This window comes from Plesiomonas sp. ISS29 (assembly GCF_056522795.1).
On sequence record NZ_JAWRZQ010000001.1, the window covers coordinates 2,652,976 to 2,672,004 of the forward strand.

Below are 19,029 nucleotides of genomic sequence, written 5' to 3' on the forward strand. Positions count from 1 at the left end.
TACGGTACCGACAGTAAAATTTTATTCTGCCGGTACAGTTTTTCTACCAATAGCACGTTTTTTCCTGATACTTATCTGATACTGGTCTGGTATTCACCTGATTACAGAACCCAACAGATTAAGGTTGAAATGGCTGGCGGCTGAACGCTGTCTCACCGCATTTAGGGCAAGCCGGTAAGATATCCGGGTGATTAAAAACAATTCGGTGATGGCAGTGCTCACACACAATATTACCAAGCCCCACCAGCTCACCACTTTGATATACCCCGTGGTGGGTGACATCATCAATCACCTCGTGCCACTCTAGCTGGGTTTTATCGGTAATATCGGCCAACCCCTGCCAGATACTCTCTTTTAAACTCAGGAAAAAAACACCCTCTTTAAACGCCTCTTTGCTCTCAGCGTAAGACTGGGCAAACTCAGCCAAATCCCGCTCAATATAGGCGTTAATCAAGGCCAGCTCATCACGCGTTAAATCACTGGTGGCATTCAGGTAGCTCTCGGTGGTTTCAACCGCTTTATTCAGCTCATGCTCACCGGCTTGTAAATCTTGCGTAAAACGATCAATAAAAGCGCGGTAGTACTTAGTCCACTGACTCATATATCCCCCTTAAACCAGTAACGTTAACGGTTTTCAACCCAGTTTTAGCCTGTAATCACAACAATTACCTTATGGGTGATGTAAATCATTATTGCTGTAATTTTGGTAAATAGTCTATTACCTCACCCGCAAATGACGAAACTCTGCATCGAAACCGTGGTTACTATTGTTGCATCTTGCTTCTATACGTTATTCTATGGCTATTCCTGATCTTAATACTTAATTCACCCCACAGAATTCTGGATATTCAGCATGCAAGAGCAATATCGCCCGGAAGACCTTGAAAGCAAGGTTCAGCAACATTGGGAAACCAATAAAACATTTCAAGTTACTGAAGATGCCAGCAAAGAGAAATTCTATTGCTTGTCTATGTTCCCGTACCCTTCTGGCCGACTGCATATGGGGCACGTTCGTAACTACACCATCGGTGATGTAATTTCACGTTATCAGCGTATGCAAGGTAAAAACGTACTGCAACCTATTGGTTGGGATGCGTTCGGCCTGCCTGCTGAAAATGCGGCAATTAAAAATAAAACTGCACCCGCGCCGTGGACTTACGACAATATTGAGTACATGAAAAACCAGCTCAAAATGCTGGGTTTTGGCTATGACTGGAAGCGTGAAATGGCGACCTGCAAGCCGGAATACTACCGCTGGGAACAGTGGTTCTTCACCAAGTTGTACGAAAAAGGTCTGGTTTACAAAAAAACCTCATCAGTAAACTGGTGTCCAAACGATCAGACCGTACTGGCGAACGAACAAGTTATCGAAGGCTGCTGCTGGCGCTGTGATACTCACGTTGAACAAAAAGAGATCCCGCAGTGGTTTATCAAAATCACTGACTATGCTGATCAGTTACTGACCGATCTTGACGGTCTGAACGAGTGGCCTGATATGGTGAAAACCATGCAGCGCAACTGGATTGGCCGTTCTGAAGGTGTGGATATCACGTTCGATATGGACGGAATGGATGAAACACTGACCGTGTACACCACCCGCCCAGATACCTTCATGGGTGTCACCTATGTTGGCATTGCTGCAGGGCATCCGCTGGCACAAAAAGCGGCTGAGAATAACCCTGAACTGGCTGCATTTATCAACGAATGCCGCAACACCAAGGTTGCCGAAGCAGAACTGGCAACCATGGAGAAAAAAGGGGTTGCTACCGGCTTGTACGCCATTCACCCGCTAAACGGCCGTAAAGTCCCGGTTTGGGTTGCCAACTTTGTCCTGATGGGCTACGGCACGGGTGCTGTCATGGCCGTACCAGCGCACGATCAGCGCGATTACGAATTTGCCACTAAATACAGCCTGCCGATTGATGCAGTTATCACACCGGCTGATGGCAACGCGCCAGATATCTCAGCACAAGCCTATACCGAAAAGGGCCTGCTGTTTAACTCCGATGAGTTTGATGGCCTTGATTTTAATGCCGCCTTTAACGCAATTGCTGACAAACTCAGCAGCATCGGTAAAGGTGAGCGCCGCGTAAACTTCCGCCTACGCGATTGGGGTGTTTCCCGCCAGCGTTATTGGGGCGCACCAATTCCGATGGTGACACTGGAAGACGGGACCGTTGTGCCAACACCGGAAGATATGCTGCCGGTAGTGCTGCCAGAAGATGTCACGATGGACGGGGTACAAAGCCCGATCAAAGCTGACCCTGAGTGGGCAAAAGTGACAGTCAACGGCCAACCGGCACTGCGTGAAACCGATACCTTTGATACCTTTATGGAATCATCATGGTACTACTCCCGTTATACCTGCCCAGACTATAACGACGGTATGCTAAACCCAGATGCCGCAAACTACTGGCTGCCGGTTGATCAGTATATCGGGGGTATTGAACACGCCACCATGCACCTGCTGTACTTCCGTTTCTTCCACAAACTGCTGCGTGATGCCGGTTTGGTGAACTCTGATGAGCCAGCAAAACGCCTGCTGTGTCAAGGTATGGTGCTGGCTGATGCATTCTACTACACCGGTAATAACGGTGAGCGTATCTGGGTTGCTCCAACGGACGCAGTTATCACTGAGCGTGATGCCAAAGGTGCTATCCTCAAAGCTGAAGATAAAGATGGCCATCCGCTGGTGTATGCCGGTATGAGCAAGATGTCGAAATCAAAAAATAACGGCATTGACCCTCAGGAGATGGTAGAGAAATACGGTGCTGATACCGTACGCCTGTTTATGATGTTTGCCTCTCCGGCAGAGATGACTCTTGAGTGGCAGGAATCGGGTGTTGAAGGAGCGAACCGCTTCCTCAAGCGTATCTGGCGTTTAGCCTTTGAGCACATTGCACAAGGTGCAGTAGCAGCACTTGATGTTGCCGCTCTTAATGCTGACCAGAAATCACTGCGCCGCGATCTGCACAAAACCATCGCTAAAGTCAGTGATGATATTGGCCGCCGCCAAACATTCAACACGGCTATCGCTGCTGTGATGGAGCTGATGAACAAGCTGACCCGTATGCCACAAGAGAGCGAGCAAGATCGTGCCTTGTTGCAAGAGGCGCTGATGGCGGTGGTTCGTATGCTTTACCCAATCACTCCGCATATCGGTTTTGCCTTATGGCAAGCGCTCGGCGGTGAAGGTGATATCGATGTTGCTCCTTGGCCGATTGCTGATGAAGCCGCCATGGTTGAAGACAGCAAACTGGTAGTTGTACAGGTCAACGGTAAGCTGCGCGGTAAGGTGACTGTAGCTGCTGATGCAACCGAAGAGCAGGTCAAAGTGGCAGCGTTTGCTGATGCCAACATTGCCAAACATACCGAAGGCGTAACTATCCGTAAGGTGATTTACGTGCCGGGTAAACTGCTGAATGTGGTTGTCGGCTAACACAGGAGCACCCGAGTGTTGAAACACTTACGATTCAAGCCGTTAATGCTGATTCTGACCGTGGTGGCGCTAGCTGCCACGGCGGGTTGTGGGTTTCATCTGCGCGGAACTACGCAGATCCCCACCAACCTTCAGACGATGACATTACAAAGCTATGATCCTTATGGCCCGCTGACCCGCGCAATGCGTGAACAGATGCTGCTCAACAACATTACGTTGGTAAAAGAACAGGACGCAGGTTCAGATATTCCAACCTTCCGCCTGAACAGCGCCGGTCAAGGTGATGTCGTCTCATCAGTGTTCAGCAATGGTATTGCGGCAGAAAAAAATATCACCTTAACGGTGAATGCATCGGTACTGGTACCGGGGCAGGATGTTTATCCGCTCTCGGTTCAAGTTGCCCGCTCATTTTTCGACAACCCCAATACCGCACTCGCTAAATCGGCAGAAGAAGCGTTGCTGCGTGATGAAATGTATCAGGAAGCGGCCCGCCGCTTGATGATCAAACTGCTGACGATTCAACCTAAGAGTGCCTCGACACCCAGCACGCCAGAAACTCGCTAGCGATACCTGAGAGCGGGTAATAAATACACGTTCTCAGGCGATACGTTTTCAGGCGGTAGCTACATGTAAAAGTAGCTACATGTAATACCAGCCCAGAGTGCCGAATTACGGTACTCTGGGCAACACCGAGTTTATCCCCGAATGAATACACAGCCTGATGAATAAAATCTTTCCTGAACAACTCACCGCCCAGCTAAAATCAGGGTTACGCCCATGCTACTTTCTGCTGGGAAATGACCCATTATTGCTCAAAGAGAGTGCAGATATGCTGCGTGAGCAGGCAAGAGTTCAGGGGTTTGATGAACGGCACAGTTTTACACTGGATAACCGGACCGACTGGGAAAGTATCTACCAATGTGCACAAGCGATGAGCCTGTTTTCTGCTCGCCAGATTATTGAATTAGTACTGCCAGAAAATGGCCCAGGCACCCACAATGCCGAACCTTTGAGTAAACTGGCTACTTTACTGCACCCTGATATTTTACTGCTAATTCAAGGCAATAAGCTGACAAAGGCGCAGGAAAACAGCAAATGGTTTAAAGCCCTCAGCCCACAGGCAACACTGATCAGTTGTCAAACGCCGGAGCTACCACAACTGCCTAAATGGGTTGCTACACGCGCCAGAACACTAGCATTACAGCTCGATGATGCCTCGGTGCAGATGCTTTGCCACTGCTATGAAGGTAACCTGCTGGCACTCAGTCAGGCGCTTGAGCGGCTAAAACTGCTGTTCCCCGACGGAAAACTGACCCTGCCACGCGTAGAGTCAGCCGTGAACCAGTCATCGCACTTTACGCCCTATCACTGGATTGATGCACTGCTCGAAGGAAAAGCCAAACGTGCTTTACGGGTATTAGATCAGCTAAAAAATGAAGATGCCGAACCCGTTATTTTACTGCGCACCTTACAACGGGAGCTTATGCTGCTGTTAACCTTACATACGGCACTGCAACAGGCGGCCCAACCGCACAGCCAAGCACTGCGGCCATTATTTGATCAACACAAAATATGGCAAAACCGAAGGCCACTACTGACGCATGCCCTGCAACGGCTGACAGGTGTACAACTCGGGCAACAATTGCACCAACTGGCCATAATTGAGCGAATGGTAAAACAAGACTACAGTAGCGATGTATGGCCCGCTTTGCAGGCGCTCAGTTGCAGCCTCTGTGGGCATACCCTTACACTGCCATTTGCGCACGACCTGTTATGATTATACCTATTCAGCCAGCCGATACAGACCGCCATCATACACAGACACGCCCGCCATTAATCGGTCTGTATGGTGGCACATTTGACCCGATTCACCGCGGGCATATTGAGCCGGTCAGTGCGCTGGCAACTGAAATAGGCCTAACGCAGGTTCGCCTGCTGCCGAACAATGTACCGCCGCACCGCCCGCAACCGCAAGCCAGCGCACAACAGCGCGCCGACATGGTGGCATTGGTTTGCCAGCAGTATCCGCTTTTTGTGCCAGACCTGCGTGAACTGGCACACAGCAGCCCCTCGTATACCATCAATACGCTTGAAAATATCCGCCGCGAAATAGGTACAGAACAGCCACTGGCCTTTATTATCGGGCAGGATTCGCTGCTGAGCTTACCCACATGGCACCGCTGGCAATCATTGCTCAGCGTGGCCCATCTTATTGTCTGCATGCGCCCTCACTATCAGCCTCTGCCCGACGATCCCGACTTTCGGCAGTGGATAGCGCAACACCGTACACCCAGCCCGATGGATTTACATCAGCAGCCACAAGGCGCACTCTATTTTGCCCAAACACCTCAGATTGATATTTCAGCCACCCAAATCCGGGCGCAATTACGGCAGAACCAAAGCTGCGATAAGCAACTAACGGCCAGTGTAGCAGCCTATATCCGCCAGAACCGGTTGTACTCATCGGCCTAGCTGCGTGCTATACTCCGCCGCCTGTTTTATACCGACTCTACATTCTACTGGTAACGAATTGCCAGCTAAGGGGAACTTTTGCAAGGTCAACAACTCCAAGACTTCATTATCGATAAAATTGATGATCTTAAAGGTCAACAAATCACTGCCCTCAATGTGCAAGGCAAATCAAGCATCACTGATTACATGGTGATTTGCACTGGCACGTCAACCCGACATGTCATCTCCGTTGCTGAATATGTAGCGAAAGAAGCCAAGCTTGCAGGTGTCGAGCCTATGGGCATTGAAGGCACACAAACCGGCGATTGGGTTATTGTTGATCTGGGCGATGTTGTCGTTCATGTGATGCAAGAAGAGAGCCGTGCTGCTTATCAACTGGAAAGACTTTGGGGTTAAACGGTGAAACTGCAACTGGTTGCCGTTGGTACCAAAATGCCCGCATGGGTAGAAACGGGCTTTAAAGAGTACACCCGCCGTTTTCCTAAGGATATGCCGTTTGAGCTATTAGAAGTTCAGGCGGGAAAACGCGGGAAAAATGCCGATATCAAACGCATTCTCGATAAAGAGGGTGAGCAGATGTTGGCAGCAATTCCGAAGGGAAATCGGATAGTCACCCTTGATATTCCCGGTAAACCCTGGACAACAGAACAATTAGCTGAACAGCTGGAACGTTGGAAACAAGACGGGCGTGATGTCAGCTTTCTTATCGGTGGTCCTGAAGGGCTTTCGCCCGCCTGTAAAGAGGCGGCGGAACAGAGCTGGTCACTTTCACCGCTGACACTGCCGCATCCGCTGGTACGCGTACTGGTGGCTGAGAGCTTGTACCGAGCGTGGAGTGTAACCACTAACCACCCTTACCATCGGGAATAGTCAAAAAAATCAGCTGTAACACGTCATACAGATACATTGCCATTGGGATTTTATTAGCGAATGAAGCAGGATCGTACTCATTTTCGTGATCACTCATCAGAAAGCGCGCTGTTTGTTCGACGGGCTGTGGTCGCCTTTATCGGTATTTTACTGCTCAGCAGCATTCTGGTGGCAAATCTTTATCATCTGCAAGTGCAAAGCTACGAAGATTACCAAACTCGCTCGAATGATAACCGAATCAAACTGCTGCCGATTCCCCCAAGCCGGGGATTAATTTACGATCGCAACGGCATTTTATTGGCCGAAAATCGCACCGTATTTCAGCTGGAAATGATGCCGGAAAAAGTCGACAACGTAGATAAAACGCTAGAGGCCCTTAAACCGATTATCGGTTTAACCGATGGCGATATTGCCGATTTCAGAAAAGAGCGAAAACGCGCCCGCCGTTTCACCTCTATTGCCATCAAAACACCACTGAATGAAGAACAGGTTGCCCGTTTTGCCATTAATCAATACCTATTCCCAGGCGTTGAAGTTAGAGGCTACCTGAAACGCTACTACCCCTATGGGCCGGTTCTAACCCATGTCATCGGCTATGTGGCAAAAATTAACGACAAAGATGTCGAACGGTTAAGCAAACAAGACAAGCTTGCCAACTACTCCGGTACGCACGATATCGGAAAGCTGGGTATTGAGCGTTACTACGAAAATATTCTGCACGGCCAAACCGGTTCAGAAGAAGTTGAAGTGAACAACCGTGGCAAAGTGATCCGCAAACTACGTGAGCAACCGCCGATTGCCGGACAAAATATCACCCTGAGCCTTGATTTAGAGCTGCAGCAGTACATAGAAAAAATTCTGGCCGGACGCCGCGGCTCAGTGGTAGTGCTTGACCCGCGTGATGGCAGTGTACTGGCGATGGTCTCTAGCCCAAGTTACGATCCGAATTTATTTGTTAACGGCATTCCAAGCTCGACCTACAGCGCCCTACTCAATGATCCCGATTTACCGTTGATTAACCGAACAACGCAGGGCGTCTATCCGCCGGCCTCAACCGTTAAGCCCTTTATCACGGTTGCTGCACTTGAAACCGGTGTTATCACCACCAAAACCACCTTATTTGATCCGGGCTGGTGGAAGCTACCGGGCACAGAGAAACGCTACCGTGACTGGAAAAAGTGGGGGCATGGTACGCTTAATATAACCAAGGCTATTGAAGAATCTGCTGATACCTTCTTCTATCAGGTTGCTTATGATATGGGTATTGATCGCCTCTCTGACTGGATGAAACGGTTTGGTTTTGGCCAGTTTACCGGTATCGATATCTCTGAAGAGCGCCCCGGCATCATGCCATCTCGTGAATGGAAAATAACCCGCCATCGCAAACCTTGGTATCAGGGCGATACTATTCCTGTCGGGATAGGTCAGGGTTACTGGACAGCCACCCCGCTGCAACTGGCGAAAGCCATGACCATCTTGATCAACGATGGTGAGGTTAAACCGCCACACCTGCTTAAATCCATTCAGGGAAATGGCATAACCATGAATTATCCTGATGAGAAACTGCCGCCAATTGGCGTCAAAACGTCAGGATATTGGGAAGTTGCCAAAGATGGTATGTACGGCGTAAACCACCGCAGTAACGGTACAGCCCGTAAATCCTTTTTCGGCACACCATATAAATCAGCAGGAAAATCCGGTACAGCACAGGTATTTAGCCTGGCTGCCAACCAGACCTATGATGCCAAGAAACTGGCCAGAAATTTACATGATCATGCATGGTTCACGGGCTTTGCACCGTATGAAAACCCACAAGTGGTTGTCTCTATTTTGCTGGAAAATGCCGGTGGTGGTTCAACTAATGGTGCACCGATTGCCCGACAAATTTTCGACCATGTACTGCTAGGCAAACAAGCTGTTGAGCCTGTTGATAACGCTTCACAAGAGGATAATACACCGAATGACTGACACCAATCGGCCACGCTCATTCTGTGACCGTATTCATATTGACCTGCCACTGCTGACCGGCCTGTTTTTGCTGCTCATGATGGGCGCATTTGTCATGTACAGCGCCAGTGGTCAAGACATGGATATGATCGAGCGTAAAATTGCCCAAGTCAGCTTGGGCTTGCTGGCTATGTTTATCATGGCGCAGATCCCTCCGCGGGTGTATGAGGCTTGGGCTCCTTACCTGTATATTGTCGGCGTAATACTGCTAATCCTCGTTGATCTGTTTGGTGCAATTTCAAAAGGTGCACAGCGCTGGCTTGATCTTGGGTTTGTCCGTTTTCAGCCGTCTGAATTGGTTAAATTGTCGGTTCCACTGATGGTTGCGCGCTTTATCAGCCGCGAACCAATGCCCCCGTCGATGAAGAATACCGCCATCGCACTCGCGCTTATTTTTGTCCCTACCCTGCTGGTGGCTGCACAGCCTGACTTAGGCACATCGATTTTAGTTGCGGCATCCGGTATTTTTATCGTCTTTCTGTCGGGGATCAGCTGGTATTTAATCTTAATCGCAGTTGGGCTGATTGCCGCCTTTGTGCCGGTACTCTGGTTCTTCCTGATGCACGATTATCAGCGAACACGCGTACTGACTCTGCTTAATCCGGAAAGCGATCCGCTCGGTGCAGGCTACCACATCATCCAATCAAAAATTGCGATTGGATCAGGTGGCGTATTCGGTAAAGGCTGGCTGCACGGTACACAATCACAGCTCGAATTTTTGCCAGAGCGCCATACCGACTTTATCTTTGCCGTAATAGCAGAAGAGCTGGGGATGATAGGTTTTCTGGTGCTGATGGCACTGTATATCTTTGTTATTGCGCGTGGGCTAACGATCGCCTCACGTGCCCAAACTGCCTTTGGTCGATTATTGGCAGGTGGTATTACGCTAATCTTCTTTGTTTATATCTTTGTTAACATTGGTATGGTGAGTGGTATCTTACCGGTTGTTGGCGTACCGTTGCCATTAATCAGTCACGGTGGCACATCAATCATTGCACTGATGGCAGGATTTGGCATAGTAATGTCTATTCACACCCACCGAAAAATGCTATCTAAAAACGTATAAGGGAACAGATGCGTAACTATGGTATTTACCCACTGCTGATAAGCCTGTTGTTACTAGCAGGTTGTGTATCACAACAACCTGCACCAACAAATGATGTGGCTAATCCACCGCAGCAAGAAGAAGAGCAACAATCTTTTGCGCTGGATATGACCCCGCAAATGGAAACCCTCAGCAGTGCTCAAGATCAAAGCACCGCAATGGGCGCATCGACACAACAATCTGTATCCGCCATCAGCAGTACAGACAACAACGGCTATATCACGCAACCAGCGCCAATTGTTGCACAGCCTGATCCGTTACCGATGTACAGTAATACAGATGAAAATGGCGTCACCACTCGTGTTAGTACCGAAGGTAACAGCACCCGTATTCATATCAGCCCAGCTGCCGGTGAACCTGAAGTTTTACCTGAAACCGCACCGACAGCGGCACCGGTAGCACGCACGCATACCCCACGTATTAACAGCACTGCTGATGCTTCGGCAACCAGTTTTACCGTTCAGGTGGTGGCTATCAGTGATCAGGCCCGTGCAACAAACCTACTGACACAACTCAAACAAAGCCATAGTATTGGTGGGAAGATAGAACAAGCCGGTGCATTTTATCGGGTACAACTTGGGCCAGTTGCCAGCCGTGCGCAGGCAGAAGCACTGCGTGATCAGCTAAAAAATGAAAACTATCCACAAGCATTTGCTTTTGCAAATGCCGATACGCATTAAGTGTATGGGTATGTACCTATAATATGCGCATATAAACTGTGCATACTTTACACAAATAAACACTGATGTTTTGTTTACATTAATCCTTTACTTTAGCCATGGAAGAAGTTGTTCAGACCATGAAATTAACCCGATTAACTAAATCAGCACGCTTCTTGCTGCTGGGCACAATCTCTGTTTCTGCATCTTATGTTTTTGCAGATACCACGATCCCTGTTGCACCGAGTATTGCTGCAAAATCCTATATTTTGATGGATTACAACTCCGGAAAAATTTTGGCTGAGCGTGATGCTGACATGAAAATTCTGCCAGCCAGCCTGACCAAAATGATGACCAGCTATGTTATTGGCCGTGAAATCAAAGCCGGTAAAATTTCACCGGATGATGTTGTCATTGTCAGTAAAAATGCGTGGAGTAAAAACTACCCAGATTCCTCGAAGATGTTTATCGAAGTGGGTAAGCCGGTTAAAGTTGCCGATCTAAACCGCGGTATTATTATCCAGTCGGGTAATGATGCGTGTGTTGCCATGTCTGAGCATGTTGCCGGCAGTGAAGACTCATTTGCCGACATGATGAACAAGTATGCCAAAGAGCTTGGCATGAGCAACTCACACTTTATGAACCCGCACGGGCTGGATAACCCAGACCAGTACAGTACCGCACGCGACCTTGCTACTCTAGGCTCAGCGCTGATCCGTGATGTGCCTGATGAATACGCTATCTATAAAGAAAAATCATTCACCTACAACGGCATTACCCAGCCAAACCGCAACTCACTGTTGTGGGATAAGAGCCTAAATGTTGATGGCATCAAAACTGGCCACACAGCGGCGGCAGGTTTTAACTTAGTCTCTTCTGCAACAGAGGGCCAAATGCGTCTGGTTGCCGCAGTCATTGGTGCATCTAGCTCACAACAACGTGCAGCAGAAAGCAAAAAACTGCTGACATGGGGCTTCCGTTTCTTTGAAACTATTGAGCCACTGAAAGCAGATCGTGAATTTACCAAAGAGCGTGTCTGGTTTGGTGATGCCTCAGACGTCAGCCTTGGCGTGCTGAAAAATGTCTATATCACTGTGCCGCGTGGCCGTGTCAATGATCTCAAAGCACGTTTTGAGCTTGATAAAGAGCTAAAAGCACCGCTGACCCGTGGTGATGTTGTCGGTAAGATTTTCTTCCAGCTTGATGGAAAAGATGTTGATACACAGCCGCTGGTTGTATTAAATACCGTAGAAGAAGGCGGCATGTTTAGCCGACTGGCAGATTACTTTACTTTGCTGTTCCACCGTTGGTTTGGCTAATTTCGCCCCCATATAGTCTGTATAGAGAAACCGATTTCTCTGCCGACGATATAGCCTGATACTGCAACACACCGGCAGGCTGCTTATATCAACGCGATATACTATCAAGGATGATCCCAGTGAATACTGGGGTCATTTTTTTATTCTGCGTTCCCCTCCTGACAGGAGTACTGACTATGCAAAAAACAAAACTTAATGAACTGCTCGAGTTCCCATGTTCTTTTACTTATAAAGTCATGGGTTTAGCTCAACCTGAGCTGGTTGACAAAGTGGTTACTGTTATACAAAAACATGCGCCGGGTGATTACACCCCAGCGGTAAAACCAAGCAGTAAAGGTACTTACCACTCAGTATCAGTGACCATTACCGCAACCCATATTGATCAAGTTGAAACCCTGTATGAAGAGCTAGGTGCTATCGATATCGTACGTATGGTTCTGTAATCTTTGTATACTGTTCGGAATATAGCCCCGAACGGGGTGTAAAATCGTGTTCTGTGCTATCAAACTATGCTGCCAAGCAGTACCAGCACAGAACATATCCTCTCTGATCATTTTCACACCAACCCATACAAGGCTGCCATTATCATGTGATAGCCGCTAATTTCAGGTTCCGGTTGTGAAACAAGTCCGTATAATGAGCATAATGTTCACAACTGCGTGGTGATGCTTTTGCAACATCAAACCTTAATTGTTCGCCAGCTCGGGCAACAAGATTACGAACCTATCTGGCGTGCTATGCATGCATTTACCGATCAGCGTACATCAGATACCGCTGATGAAATTTGGTTGGTTGAGCATCATCCGGTTTTCACACAAGGTCAGGCTGGAAAAGCAGAACACCTGCTGGCATGCGGTGATATTCCTGTTGTGCAGTCAGACAGGGGTGGTCAGGTGACTTATCATGGCCCCGGTCAAGTCGTTATGTACGTATTGATTGATCTGCGCCGCAGTAAGCTCGGTGTTCGTGAACTGGTCAGCCATATCGAAAATTGCGTGATCAACACACTGGCGCATTTCTCTATTAATGCCCACGCACGTGCTGATGCGCCCGGTGTGTATGTTGCCACTCAACATCCTAACGCTGGGCTAAATACGGCACATCTCCCTGAAAAGAAAATCTGCTCTCTCGGGCTACGTATCCGCAGAGGCTGTTCGTTCCACGGATTGGCACTGAATGTTAATATGGATTTATCCCCCTTCACCCGAATTAACCCCTGCGGCTATGTCGGCATGCAAATGACTCAGACAGCAGATCTGGGCGGCCCGACAAACATTGCAGAGGTAGAGTCAGTTCTGGTGCAGGAATTCATTACTTTGCTCGGCTATCACAACGTTGAGCACTCTTCTTGGAAATCACTGACCCATGAGTAAACCCATTCAAATTGAGCGCGGCGTAAAATACCGTGATGCCGATAAAATGGCGTTGATTCCGGTAAAAAATGTTGCCGCTGAACAACCTGCTGTACTGCGTAAACCTGAGTGGATGAAGATCAAACTTCCCGCTGATTCTTCACGCATTCAAGAAATTAAATCTGCAATGCGCAAAAACGGCCTGCACTCGGTCTGTGAAGAGGCCTCGTGCCCGAATCTGGCTGAATGCTTTAACCACGGTACGGCAACCTTTATGATCCTCGGTGCTATTTGTACCCGCCGCTGCCCGTTTTGTGATGTCGGCCATGGCCGTCCGCTACCGGTTGATACCGAAGAAGCCGCCAAACTTGGCCGCACTATCCGCGATATGAAACTCAAATATGTGGTGGTAACGTCAGTTGATCGTGATGATCTGCGTGATGGTGGTGCTCAGCACTTTGCCGATTGTATCAGTGCCATTCGTACCGAAAGCCCGTCAATCCGCATCGAAACGCTAGTACCTGACTTCCGTGGTCGTATGGATCGCGCACTGGAGATATTAACGGCAACCCCGCCAGATGTTTTCAACCATAATCTGGAAAACGTTCCACGTTTGTATCGCCAAATTCGTCCGGGTGCGGATTATCAGTGGTCACTCACGCTGTTAAAGCGCTTTAAAGAGGCGCACCCTTATATTCCAACCAAATCAGGTTTGATGATGGGCCTAGGTGAGACCAATGAAGAGATTTTGCAGGTGATGCAAGACTTGCGCGATCACGGTGTCACCATGCTGACACTGGGGCAATATCTGCAACCGAGCCGCCATCACCTGCCGGTACAGCGCTACGTTAGCCCAGCTGAATTTGATGAGTTTAAAACGCAGGCTATGGCAATGGGCTTTACCCATGCAGCTTGCGGCCCGTTTGTTCGCTCATCGTATCATGCTGACTTGCAAGCCAAAGGTGAAGAGATTCGTTGATATTAGCTTTAGCTATCAGCCGGCTATCAATATGATGATTAATCATAAAAGGCAACTAACCAGCCAATAATCGGCAGATAGTATCAACGATACCTCTTAAGACCGCCATCAGACTTGATGGCGGTTTTTTATTCCCTTGCGCGATCCTCTTTTACCTTAGCGATATAACAGTACTAGCGCGTCTTTCCGCTGACTGTCAGACGATTAGCTTCTTCCACCCAGCCACCGCCCATGGCCGCATACACATTAACAATGGCCTGTATCGCCTGCCCTTGCACCTGCACCTGATTTAATTCGGTATTAAACAGGCTTTGCTGGGCATCTAGCACTTCCAGATACGGGGTATTTCCACTTTCATAACTTAAGTTAGCCAGTTTGGCATAGCTGCGCAATGAAGCGACTTGTTGTTGTAAGGTATCTTGCTGGGCTTTCAATTTCACCACTGCCGATAGCGCATTATTTGTGTCAGCAAAACTAGCTTGGATGGTTTTTTGATACTGAGCCAATAGCTGTTTTTCACGGGCAGAGGCTTGGTTGATTTTCCCCTCAATACCACCAGCACTAAAAATAGGGCCACTTAAATCAGCACCAAGACTCCAGAATGCGGTAGGCCCAGTTAGCAAATCACTAAGTGCCATACTTAAACTGCCCAATACGCCGGTCAGTGAGATAGTCGGGAAATAGGCAAGGCGGGCAGCGGCTAAATTGGCCTGTGCCGCAACCAGATCTTGTTCTGCGGCACGAATATCAGGCCGTTGCTGCAATATATCCGACGGTAACCCCGCCGGAATGGCCGGCAATGTTAGTTGATCGAGTGTTTTTCCGCGTGCAATAGATTGCGGATTCTTTCCCAGTAAAATGGATAATGCGTTCTCTTGCTGGCTGATTAAATCTTGTAAACGCGGCACAGCACTTTGTGCCTGATAATACTGCGATTGCGCCTGATTTAACTGCAATAACGTGATCACTCCAGCCTGATATTGCAAATTAAAAATACGGAGTGACTCTTTCTGCGTACTTGCTGTTCGCTGTGCAATATCAAGTTGTTTATCCAAACTACGCAACTGGATATAACTGTTGGCCACCTGAATAACTAAAGAGAGCAGCACTGACTGGCGCGCTTGCTCGGCACTCAATACATTCGCTTTACTCGCTTCGGTGGCCGCCCGCAGTTGTCCAAACAGATCTAGTTGCCAGCTGGCGGTAATACCCAGTTGGTAGCTCGGCGAATAGATATCTAACCGCCGCTGTTTCCCCGCATTTGCGCCGTAACCTAATTGGGGATAGAGATCAGAACGAGTCTCTTGCAATATGCCAGCAGCCTCTTCAATACGCTGAGTAGCAATAACAAGATCCAAGTTTTCACGCAAGGCGCTTTCAATTAATGATGTCAGCACCGGATCATTAAACTGCTTCCACCAGTTTAGCTGCACTTGCTTACTGGCTTGTTCGGGGGGAACACGCCAATCAGCAGGCGTGTTGATGTCTGGTTTCTGATAGCTAAACGGGGTGATACATCCGCTTAACAGCAAAGAAATTGTCACGTTCAACAGTAAACGCTTCATAATTTTGCCTTATCAGTATCAGAAGATTTCGGAGATAGGGTTGTGGTTTTCACCGTATCCGTAACAGGCTGCTGATTGGCACTCGGTATATCTGGCTGTTGCTCTGCATCCTGCAAATCAGTGTGTTGATTTTTGCTCTGCTTGCGGTTGGCTAAGCGCTCAAACAGCACATAGAACAGCGGGACATAAAACAGTGCCAGCGTGGTTGCCCCTATCATACCGCCGACAATGCCGGTACCGATGGAGTGGCGCGAGTTTGCCCCCGCACCACTGGCCAGCATCAGCGGCAGAGTACCGAGGATAAAGGCCAGTGATGTCATCACAATCGGCCGTAAACGCAGCTCACCGGCTTCAATGGCTGATTCAAGTAAATTGCGCCCTTTACGGTGATGCAGCTCAACGGCGAACTCAATAATCAACACCGCATTCTTTGCCGCTAACCCAATCAACACCAGCAGGCCTATCTGGAAATAGACATCATTTTCAAGGCCGCGCAGCAAGGTAAATAGCAGCGAGCCGACCAACCCGAAAGGTACAGCCGTTAGTACGGCGCAAGGCAGTGTCCATGACTCAAACTGTGCGGCAAGGATGAGAAATACGATCACCAAACCCAGTGCAAACGCAACGGTTGAGGTGCTGCCCGCCTGCTTTTCTTCATACGCCTGACCTGACCACGCAAAACTGTACCCCGGCGGTAACACCTCTTTTGCGATATCTTCCATCACAGAGATTGCCTGCCCTGAGCTATAACCCTGTGCCGCCGAGCCATTGACTTGTGCAGAAGGAAAGCCGTTAAAGTGCGGTACTAAATCAGGGCCTGCGCCGTAACGGGTTTCCATTACCGCAGAAAGCGGGATCATATTGCCCTGATTATTGCGGGTGTATAACTTGCCAAGCCAGACTGGATCATCGCGATAACGCGCTTCGGCTTGCAACACCACATTCCACACCCGGCTCAAATCAAAATATTGGCTGACTGAGGATGACGCCAAAAAGGTCTGTAATGTGCCATAAGCATCTTGAATCGGTACGCCCAGTAGCATGGCTTTATCACGGCTAATCTCGGCTTTTAGCTGGGTGCTCGAAGCGTTAAATGTTGATGAAAGCCCGGTTAAGGTCGGGTTCTGACGCGCCTTGGCTAAGAACTGATTCGTCACCTGCTGCAATTCAGCCAGTGAGCCGTTACTCAAATCTTGTATCCAGAACTGAAAACCGCCCGTAGTACCTAAACCCGGAATGGCCGGAGGGGAGATAGGTAAGATAAATGCACCCTGAATTCCTTTGGTTTGCTTGGCAATATCCTGCAAAATAGCTTCGGCTGATTGTGAGGCCTCAGTGCGATCACCAAATGATTTGAGTGTCACAAAGAAGGTGGCAGTATTGGTTTTAAACGAGCTGTCGAGCAAATTAAAACCGGTAATGGCGGTACGAGTCTCAACATTGGGGTTAGCTGCAAATATGGCATCGAGCTGATCGGTAATTTCTTGCGTTCGGCGAATACTCGCAGCATCGGGTAAAATTACCCCCGCCAGCACATACCCTTGATCCTCTTGTGGTACAAAGCTTGATGGTAGGCTGCGAAACATCACAACAATGCTGCCTATCATCACCGCCATTAATACCAGTGCGAGCGTTGAACGTTGGATGGTTAAGCGTACACCCTGCCCGTAGCGGGTGGTCAGTGCAGCAAATTGGCGATTAAACCAGCCAAAAAAACCACGATTGGCACTGTTGCCCGGTTTAAGAAAAATACCACACAGCGCAGGAGTTAACGTCAGCGCGACAAACCCCGACAACACCACCGAAATCACGATGGTCACGGCGAACTGTTTATACAGCTGCCCGGTTGTACCACTTAAAAATGCGGCCGGAATAAAAACCGAAGAGAGCACTAAAACGACCGAAACCAGCGCGGTTGAGATCTCGGCCATCGCTTCAAGCGAGGCCTCTTTTGCCGAAAGCAGTTTCTCATGCATTAAGCGTTCAACGTTTTCAACCACCACGATGGCATCATCTACCACCAAGCCTATCGCGAGGATCATACCGAACAACGTCAGTAAGTTGATGGAGAACCCCAAAGCCAACATACCGACGAATGTCCCTATCAGGGCAACAAACACGGCAACTATCGCAATCATAGTGGCGCGGATACTCTGCAAAAACAGGTAGACCACGGCAATCACCAAAATGATGGCTTCAACCAGTGTATGCAGCACATCTTCAATCGATATCCGCACAAAATCTGTGGTATCAAGGGTGATTTTGTAATCCAATCCACTCGGAAAAGTGCTTTTGAGGTTTTTTAGTGTTGCCGATACGTTGTTCGATACATCAAGCGCGTTTGCCCCCGGAGCCAGATACACGGCAATAAAGGTGGCCGGCGTTTGGTTCATTGCGGTATTCACGATGTACTGTTTTAACCCAAGCTCTGCCCGTGCCACATCTTGTAAGCGTACCAGTGCAGCACCGCTGTTATCCGCCCGTAAAATAATGCTTTCATACTGTTCGGGCTTCACATACGGATTTTGTGTTACCAGCGGGTAAGTCAGTTGAGTTGAGGCCTGATTCGGTGCTTGCCCTATTTGACCAGCACTAAACAGCTTATTTTGGTTAGATACAGCCTGCTGAATATCAGATGTGGTGACACCAAGGCTCGCCATTTTTTCGGGGTTCAGCCAGATACGCATGGCCTGATCTGCCGCCCCCAGTACTGAGGCTTGCCCTGCGCCCGGTATTCGTTTGATGGCATCAAGCACATAAACGTTGGCATAGTTGGCAATGTAGTTGGCATCATAGCGGTTTTCGGGGGAGTACACGCCGACTAACATAAGTATGCTGGAGGTGCGTTTTTGCACTTGCACGCCATTTTGCTGCACGGTTTGTGGCAGTTGCGGCAAGGCCAAACTGACCCTATTTTGCACCTGTACCTGTGCAATGTCAGGGTCAGTATCGAGTGAGAAATAGACGCTAATGGTCATCTGCCCATTCGATGAGCTGCTCGATGTCATATACAACATGTTATCGACACCGTTAATCTGTGCCTCAATCGGCCCAGCTACAGATTGCGATAACGTTTGAGCATCCGCCCCCGGATAGACAGCAGTTACCTGCACTTGCACCGGTGTCATGGTCGGGTACTGCTCTATCGGCAGATTTAACGCCGCTATACTGCCCACCAGCACCACAATCAGTGATAACACGCTAGCAAAAATGGGCCGTTCAATAAAGACTCGAGAGAACATGGCTACACCTCAAAAGGGCT

General features: G+C 48.8%; 16 protein-coding genes. 13 read left to right on the plus strand and 3 right to left on the minus strand.

The window, feature by feature from the left end; genetic code table 11:
* Positions 1-118: 118 nt before the first annotated feature.
* Positions 119-601, minus strand: coding sequence for a zinc ribbon-containing protein (locus tag AC1HDJ_RS11885; protein WP_438623771.1), 483 nt, complete (start codon positions 599-601; stop codon positions 119-121).
* Positions 602-853: 252 nt separating this feature from the next.
* Here AC1HDJ_RS11885 and leuS point away from each other — a divergent pair, with 252 nt between their 5' ends.
* The 13 genes from leuS (at position 854) to lipA (ending at position 14,202) form a co-directional block, all read left to right on the plus strand.
* Positions 854-3,439: a leucine--tRNA ligase gene (gene leuS, locus AC1HDJ_RS11890; RefSeq protein ID WP_479535984.1), complete on the plus strand. Its 2,586-nt coding sequence runs from the start codon at positions 854-856 to the stop codon at positions 3,437-3,439.
* Positions 3,440-3,454: 15 nt separating this feature from the next.
* Positions 3,455-4,003 carry an LPS assembly lipoprotein LptE gene (lptE, locus tag AC1HDJ_RS11895; protein ID WP_479535985.1) on the plus strand — a complete coding sequence of 183 codons (549 nt, stop codon included), beginning with the start codon at positions 3,455-3,457 and terminating at the stop codon, positions 4,001-4,003.
* Between the two features lie 157 nt (positions 4,004-4,160).
* Entirely contained in the window at positions 4,161-5,216 is a 1,056-nt protein-coding gene (gene holA, locus AC1HDJ_RS11900) for a DNA polymerase III subunit delta (protein WP_479535986.1), read from the plus strand.
* Complete coding sequence (gene nadD, locus AC1HDJ_RS11905; RefSeq protein WP_479535987.1) at positions 5,213-5,911, plus strand: nicotinate-nucleotide adenylyltransferase; 699 nt, start codon at positions 5,213-5,215, stop codon at positions 5,909-5,911. Before holA ends, nadD begins: the two co-directional genes overlap by 4 nt.
* 78 nt (positions 5,912-5,989) lie before the next feature.
* Complete coding sequence (rsfS, locus tag AC1HDJ_RS11910) at positions 5,990-6,307, plus strand: ribosome silencing factor (RefSeq protein WP_479535988.1); 318 nt, start codon at positions 5,990-5,992, stop codon at positions 6,305-6,307.
* Between the two features lie 3 nt (positions 6,308-6,310).
* The gene (gene rlmH, locus AC1HDJ_RS11915; RefSeq protein ID WP_438623766.1) at positions 6,311-6,781 is read left to right on the plus strand and encodes a 23S rRNA (pseudouridine(1915)-N(3))-methyltransferase RlmH; all 471 of its coding nucleotides are present in this window, start codon (positions 6,311-6,313) and stop codon (positions 6,779-6,781) included.
* Between the two features lie 60 nt (positions 6,782-6,841).
* Positions 6,842-8,749 carry a peptidoglycan DD-transpeptidase MrdA gene (gene mrdA / locus AC1HDJ_RS11920; protein WP_479535989.1) on the plus strand — a complete coding sequence of 636 codons (1,908 nt, stop codon included), beginning with the start codon at positions 6,842-6,844 and terminating at the stop codon, positions 8,747-8,749.
* Positions 8,742-9,854 (plus strand): peptidoglycan glycosyltransferase MrdB, encoded by a 1,113-nt coding sequence (gene mrdB, locus AC1HDJ_RS11925; protein ID WP_479535990.1) that lies wholly within the window; start codon positions 8,742-8,744, stop codon positions 9,852-9,854. The genes mrdA and mrdB overlap by 8 nt, the downstream gene beginning before the upstream one ends.
* Before the next feature lie 8 nt (positions 9,855-9,862).
* Complete coding sequence (locus tag AC1HDJ_RS11930; RefSeq protein ID WP_479535991.1) at positions 9,863-10,573, plus strand: SPOR domain-containing protein; 711 nt, start codon at positions 9,863-9,865, stop codon at positions 10,571-10,573.
* Positions 10,574-10,692: 119 nt separating this feature from the next.
* Positions 10,693-11,871 (plus strand): serine hydrolase, encoded by a 1,179-nt coding sequence (locus tag AC1HDJ_RS11935; RefSeq protein WP_479535992.1) that lies wholly within the window; start codon positions 10,693-10,695, stop codon positions 11,869-11,871.
* 176 nt (positions 11,872-12,047) lie between these two features.
* A complete protein-coding gene (ybeD, locus tag AC1HDJ_RS11940; RefSeq protein ID WP_438623761.1) occupies positions 12,048-12,314 on the plus strand; it encodes a DUF493 family protein YbeD in 267 nt (88 codons plus the stop codon).
* Between the two features lie 219 nt (positions 12,315-12,533).
* Positions 12,534-13,244: a lipoyl(octanoyl) transferase LipB gene (gene lipB, locus AC1HDJ_RS11945; protein ID WP_479537132.1), complete on the plus strand. Its 711-nt coding sequence runs from the start codon at positions 12,534-12,536 to the stop codon at positions 13,242-13,244.
* Complete coding sequence (gene lipA / locus AC1HDJ_RS11950) at positions 13,237-14,202, plus strand: lipoyl synthase (RefSeq protein WP_479535993.1); 966 nt, start codon at positions 13,237-13,239, stop codon at positions 14,200-14,202. Before lipB ends, lipA begins: the two co-directional genes overlap by 8 nt.
* A 173-nt stretch (positions 14,203-14,375) precedes the next feature.
* Here the strand turns inward: lipA and AC1HDJ_RS11955 are convergent, their stop codons facing one another.
* Both AC1HDJ_RS11955 and AC1HDJ_RS11960 read right to left on the minus strand, forming a co-directional pair.
* Positions 14,376-15,767 carry an efflux transporter outer membrane subunit gene (locus tag AC1HDJ_RS11955; RefSeq protein WP_479535994.1) on the minus strand — a complete coding sequence of 464 codons (1,392 nt, stop codon included), beginning with the start codon at positions 15,765-15,767 and terminating at the stop codon, positions 14,376-14,378.
* A complete protein-coding gene (locus AC1HDJ_RS11960) occupies positions 15,764-19,009 on the minus strand; it encodes an efflux RND transporter permease subunit (RefSeq protein WP_479535995.1) in 3,246 nt (1,081 codons plus the stop codon). Before AC1HDJ_RS11960 ends, AC1HDJ_RS11955 begins: the two co-directional genes overlap by 4 nt.
* Between the last annotated feature and the right edge of the window lie 20 nt (positions 19,010-19,029).

Coding starts and splice junctions, on each gene's coding strand:
- AC1HDJ_RS11885 (WP_438623771.1), bottom strand. CDS start 601: ATGAGTCAGTGGACTAAGTACTACCGCGCTTTTATTGATCGTTTTACG.
- leuS (WP_479535984.1), top strand. CDS start 854: ATGCAAGAGCAATATCGCCCGGAAGACCTTGAAAGCAAGGTTCAGCAA.
- holA (WP_479535986.1), top strand. CDS start 4,161: ATGAATAAAATCTTTCCTGAACAACTCACCGCCCAGCTAAAATCAGGG.
- nadD (WP_479535987.1), top strand. CDS start 5,213: ATGATTATACCTATTCAGCCAGCCGATACAGACCGCCATCATACACAG.
- mrdA (WP_479535989.1), top strand. CDS start 6,842: ATGAAGCAGGATCGTACTCATTTTCGTGATCACTCATCAGAAAGCGCG.
- mrdB (WP_479535990.1), top strand. CDS start 8,742: ATGACTGACACCAATCGGCCACGCTCATTCTGTGACCGTATTCATATT.
- AC1HDJ_RS11930 (WP_479535991.1), top strand. CDS start 9,863: ATGCGTAACTATGGTATTTACCCACTGCTGATAAGCCTGTTGTTACTA.
- AC1HDJ_RS11935 (WP_479535992.1), top strand. CDS start 10,693: ATGAAATTAACCCGATTAACTAAATCAGCACGCTTCTTGCTGCTGGGC.
- ybeD (WP_438623761.1), top strand. CDS start 12,048: ATGCAAAAAACAAAACTTAATGAACTGCTCGAGTTCCCATGTTCTTTT.
- lipA (WP_479535993.1), top strand. CDS start 13,237: ATGAGTAAACCCATTCAAATTGAGCGCGGCGTAAAATACCGTGATGCC.
- AC1HDJ_RS11955 (WP_479535994.1), bottom strand. CDS start 15,767: ATGAAGCGTTTACTGTTGAACGTGACAATTTCTTTGCTGTTAAGCGGA.
- AC1HDJ_RS11960 (WP_479535995.1), bottom strand. CDS start 19,009: ATGTTCTCTCGAGTCTTTATTGAACGGCCCATTTTTGCTAGCGTGTTA.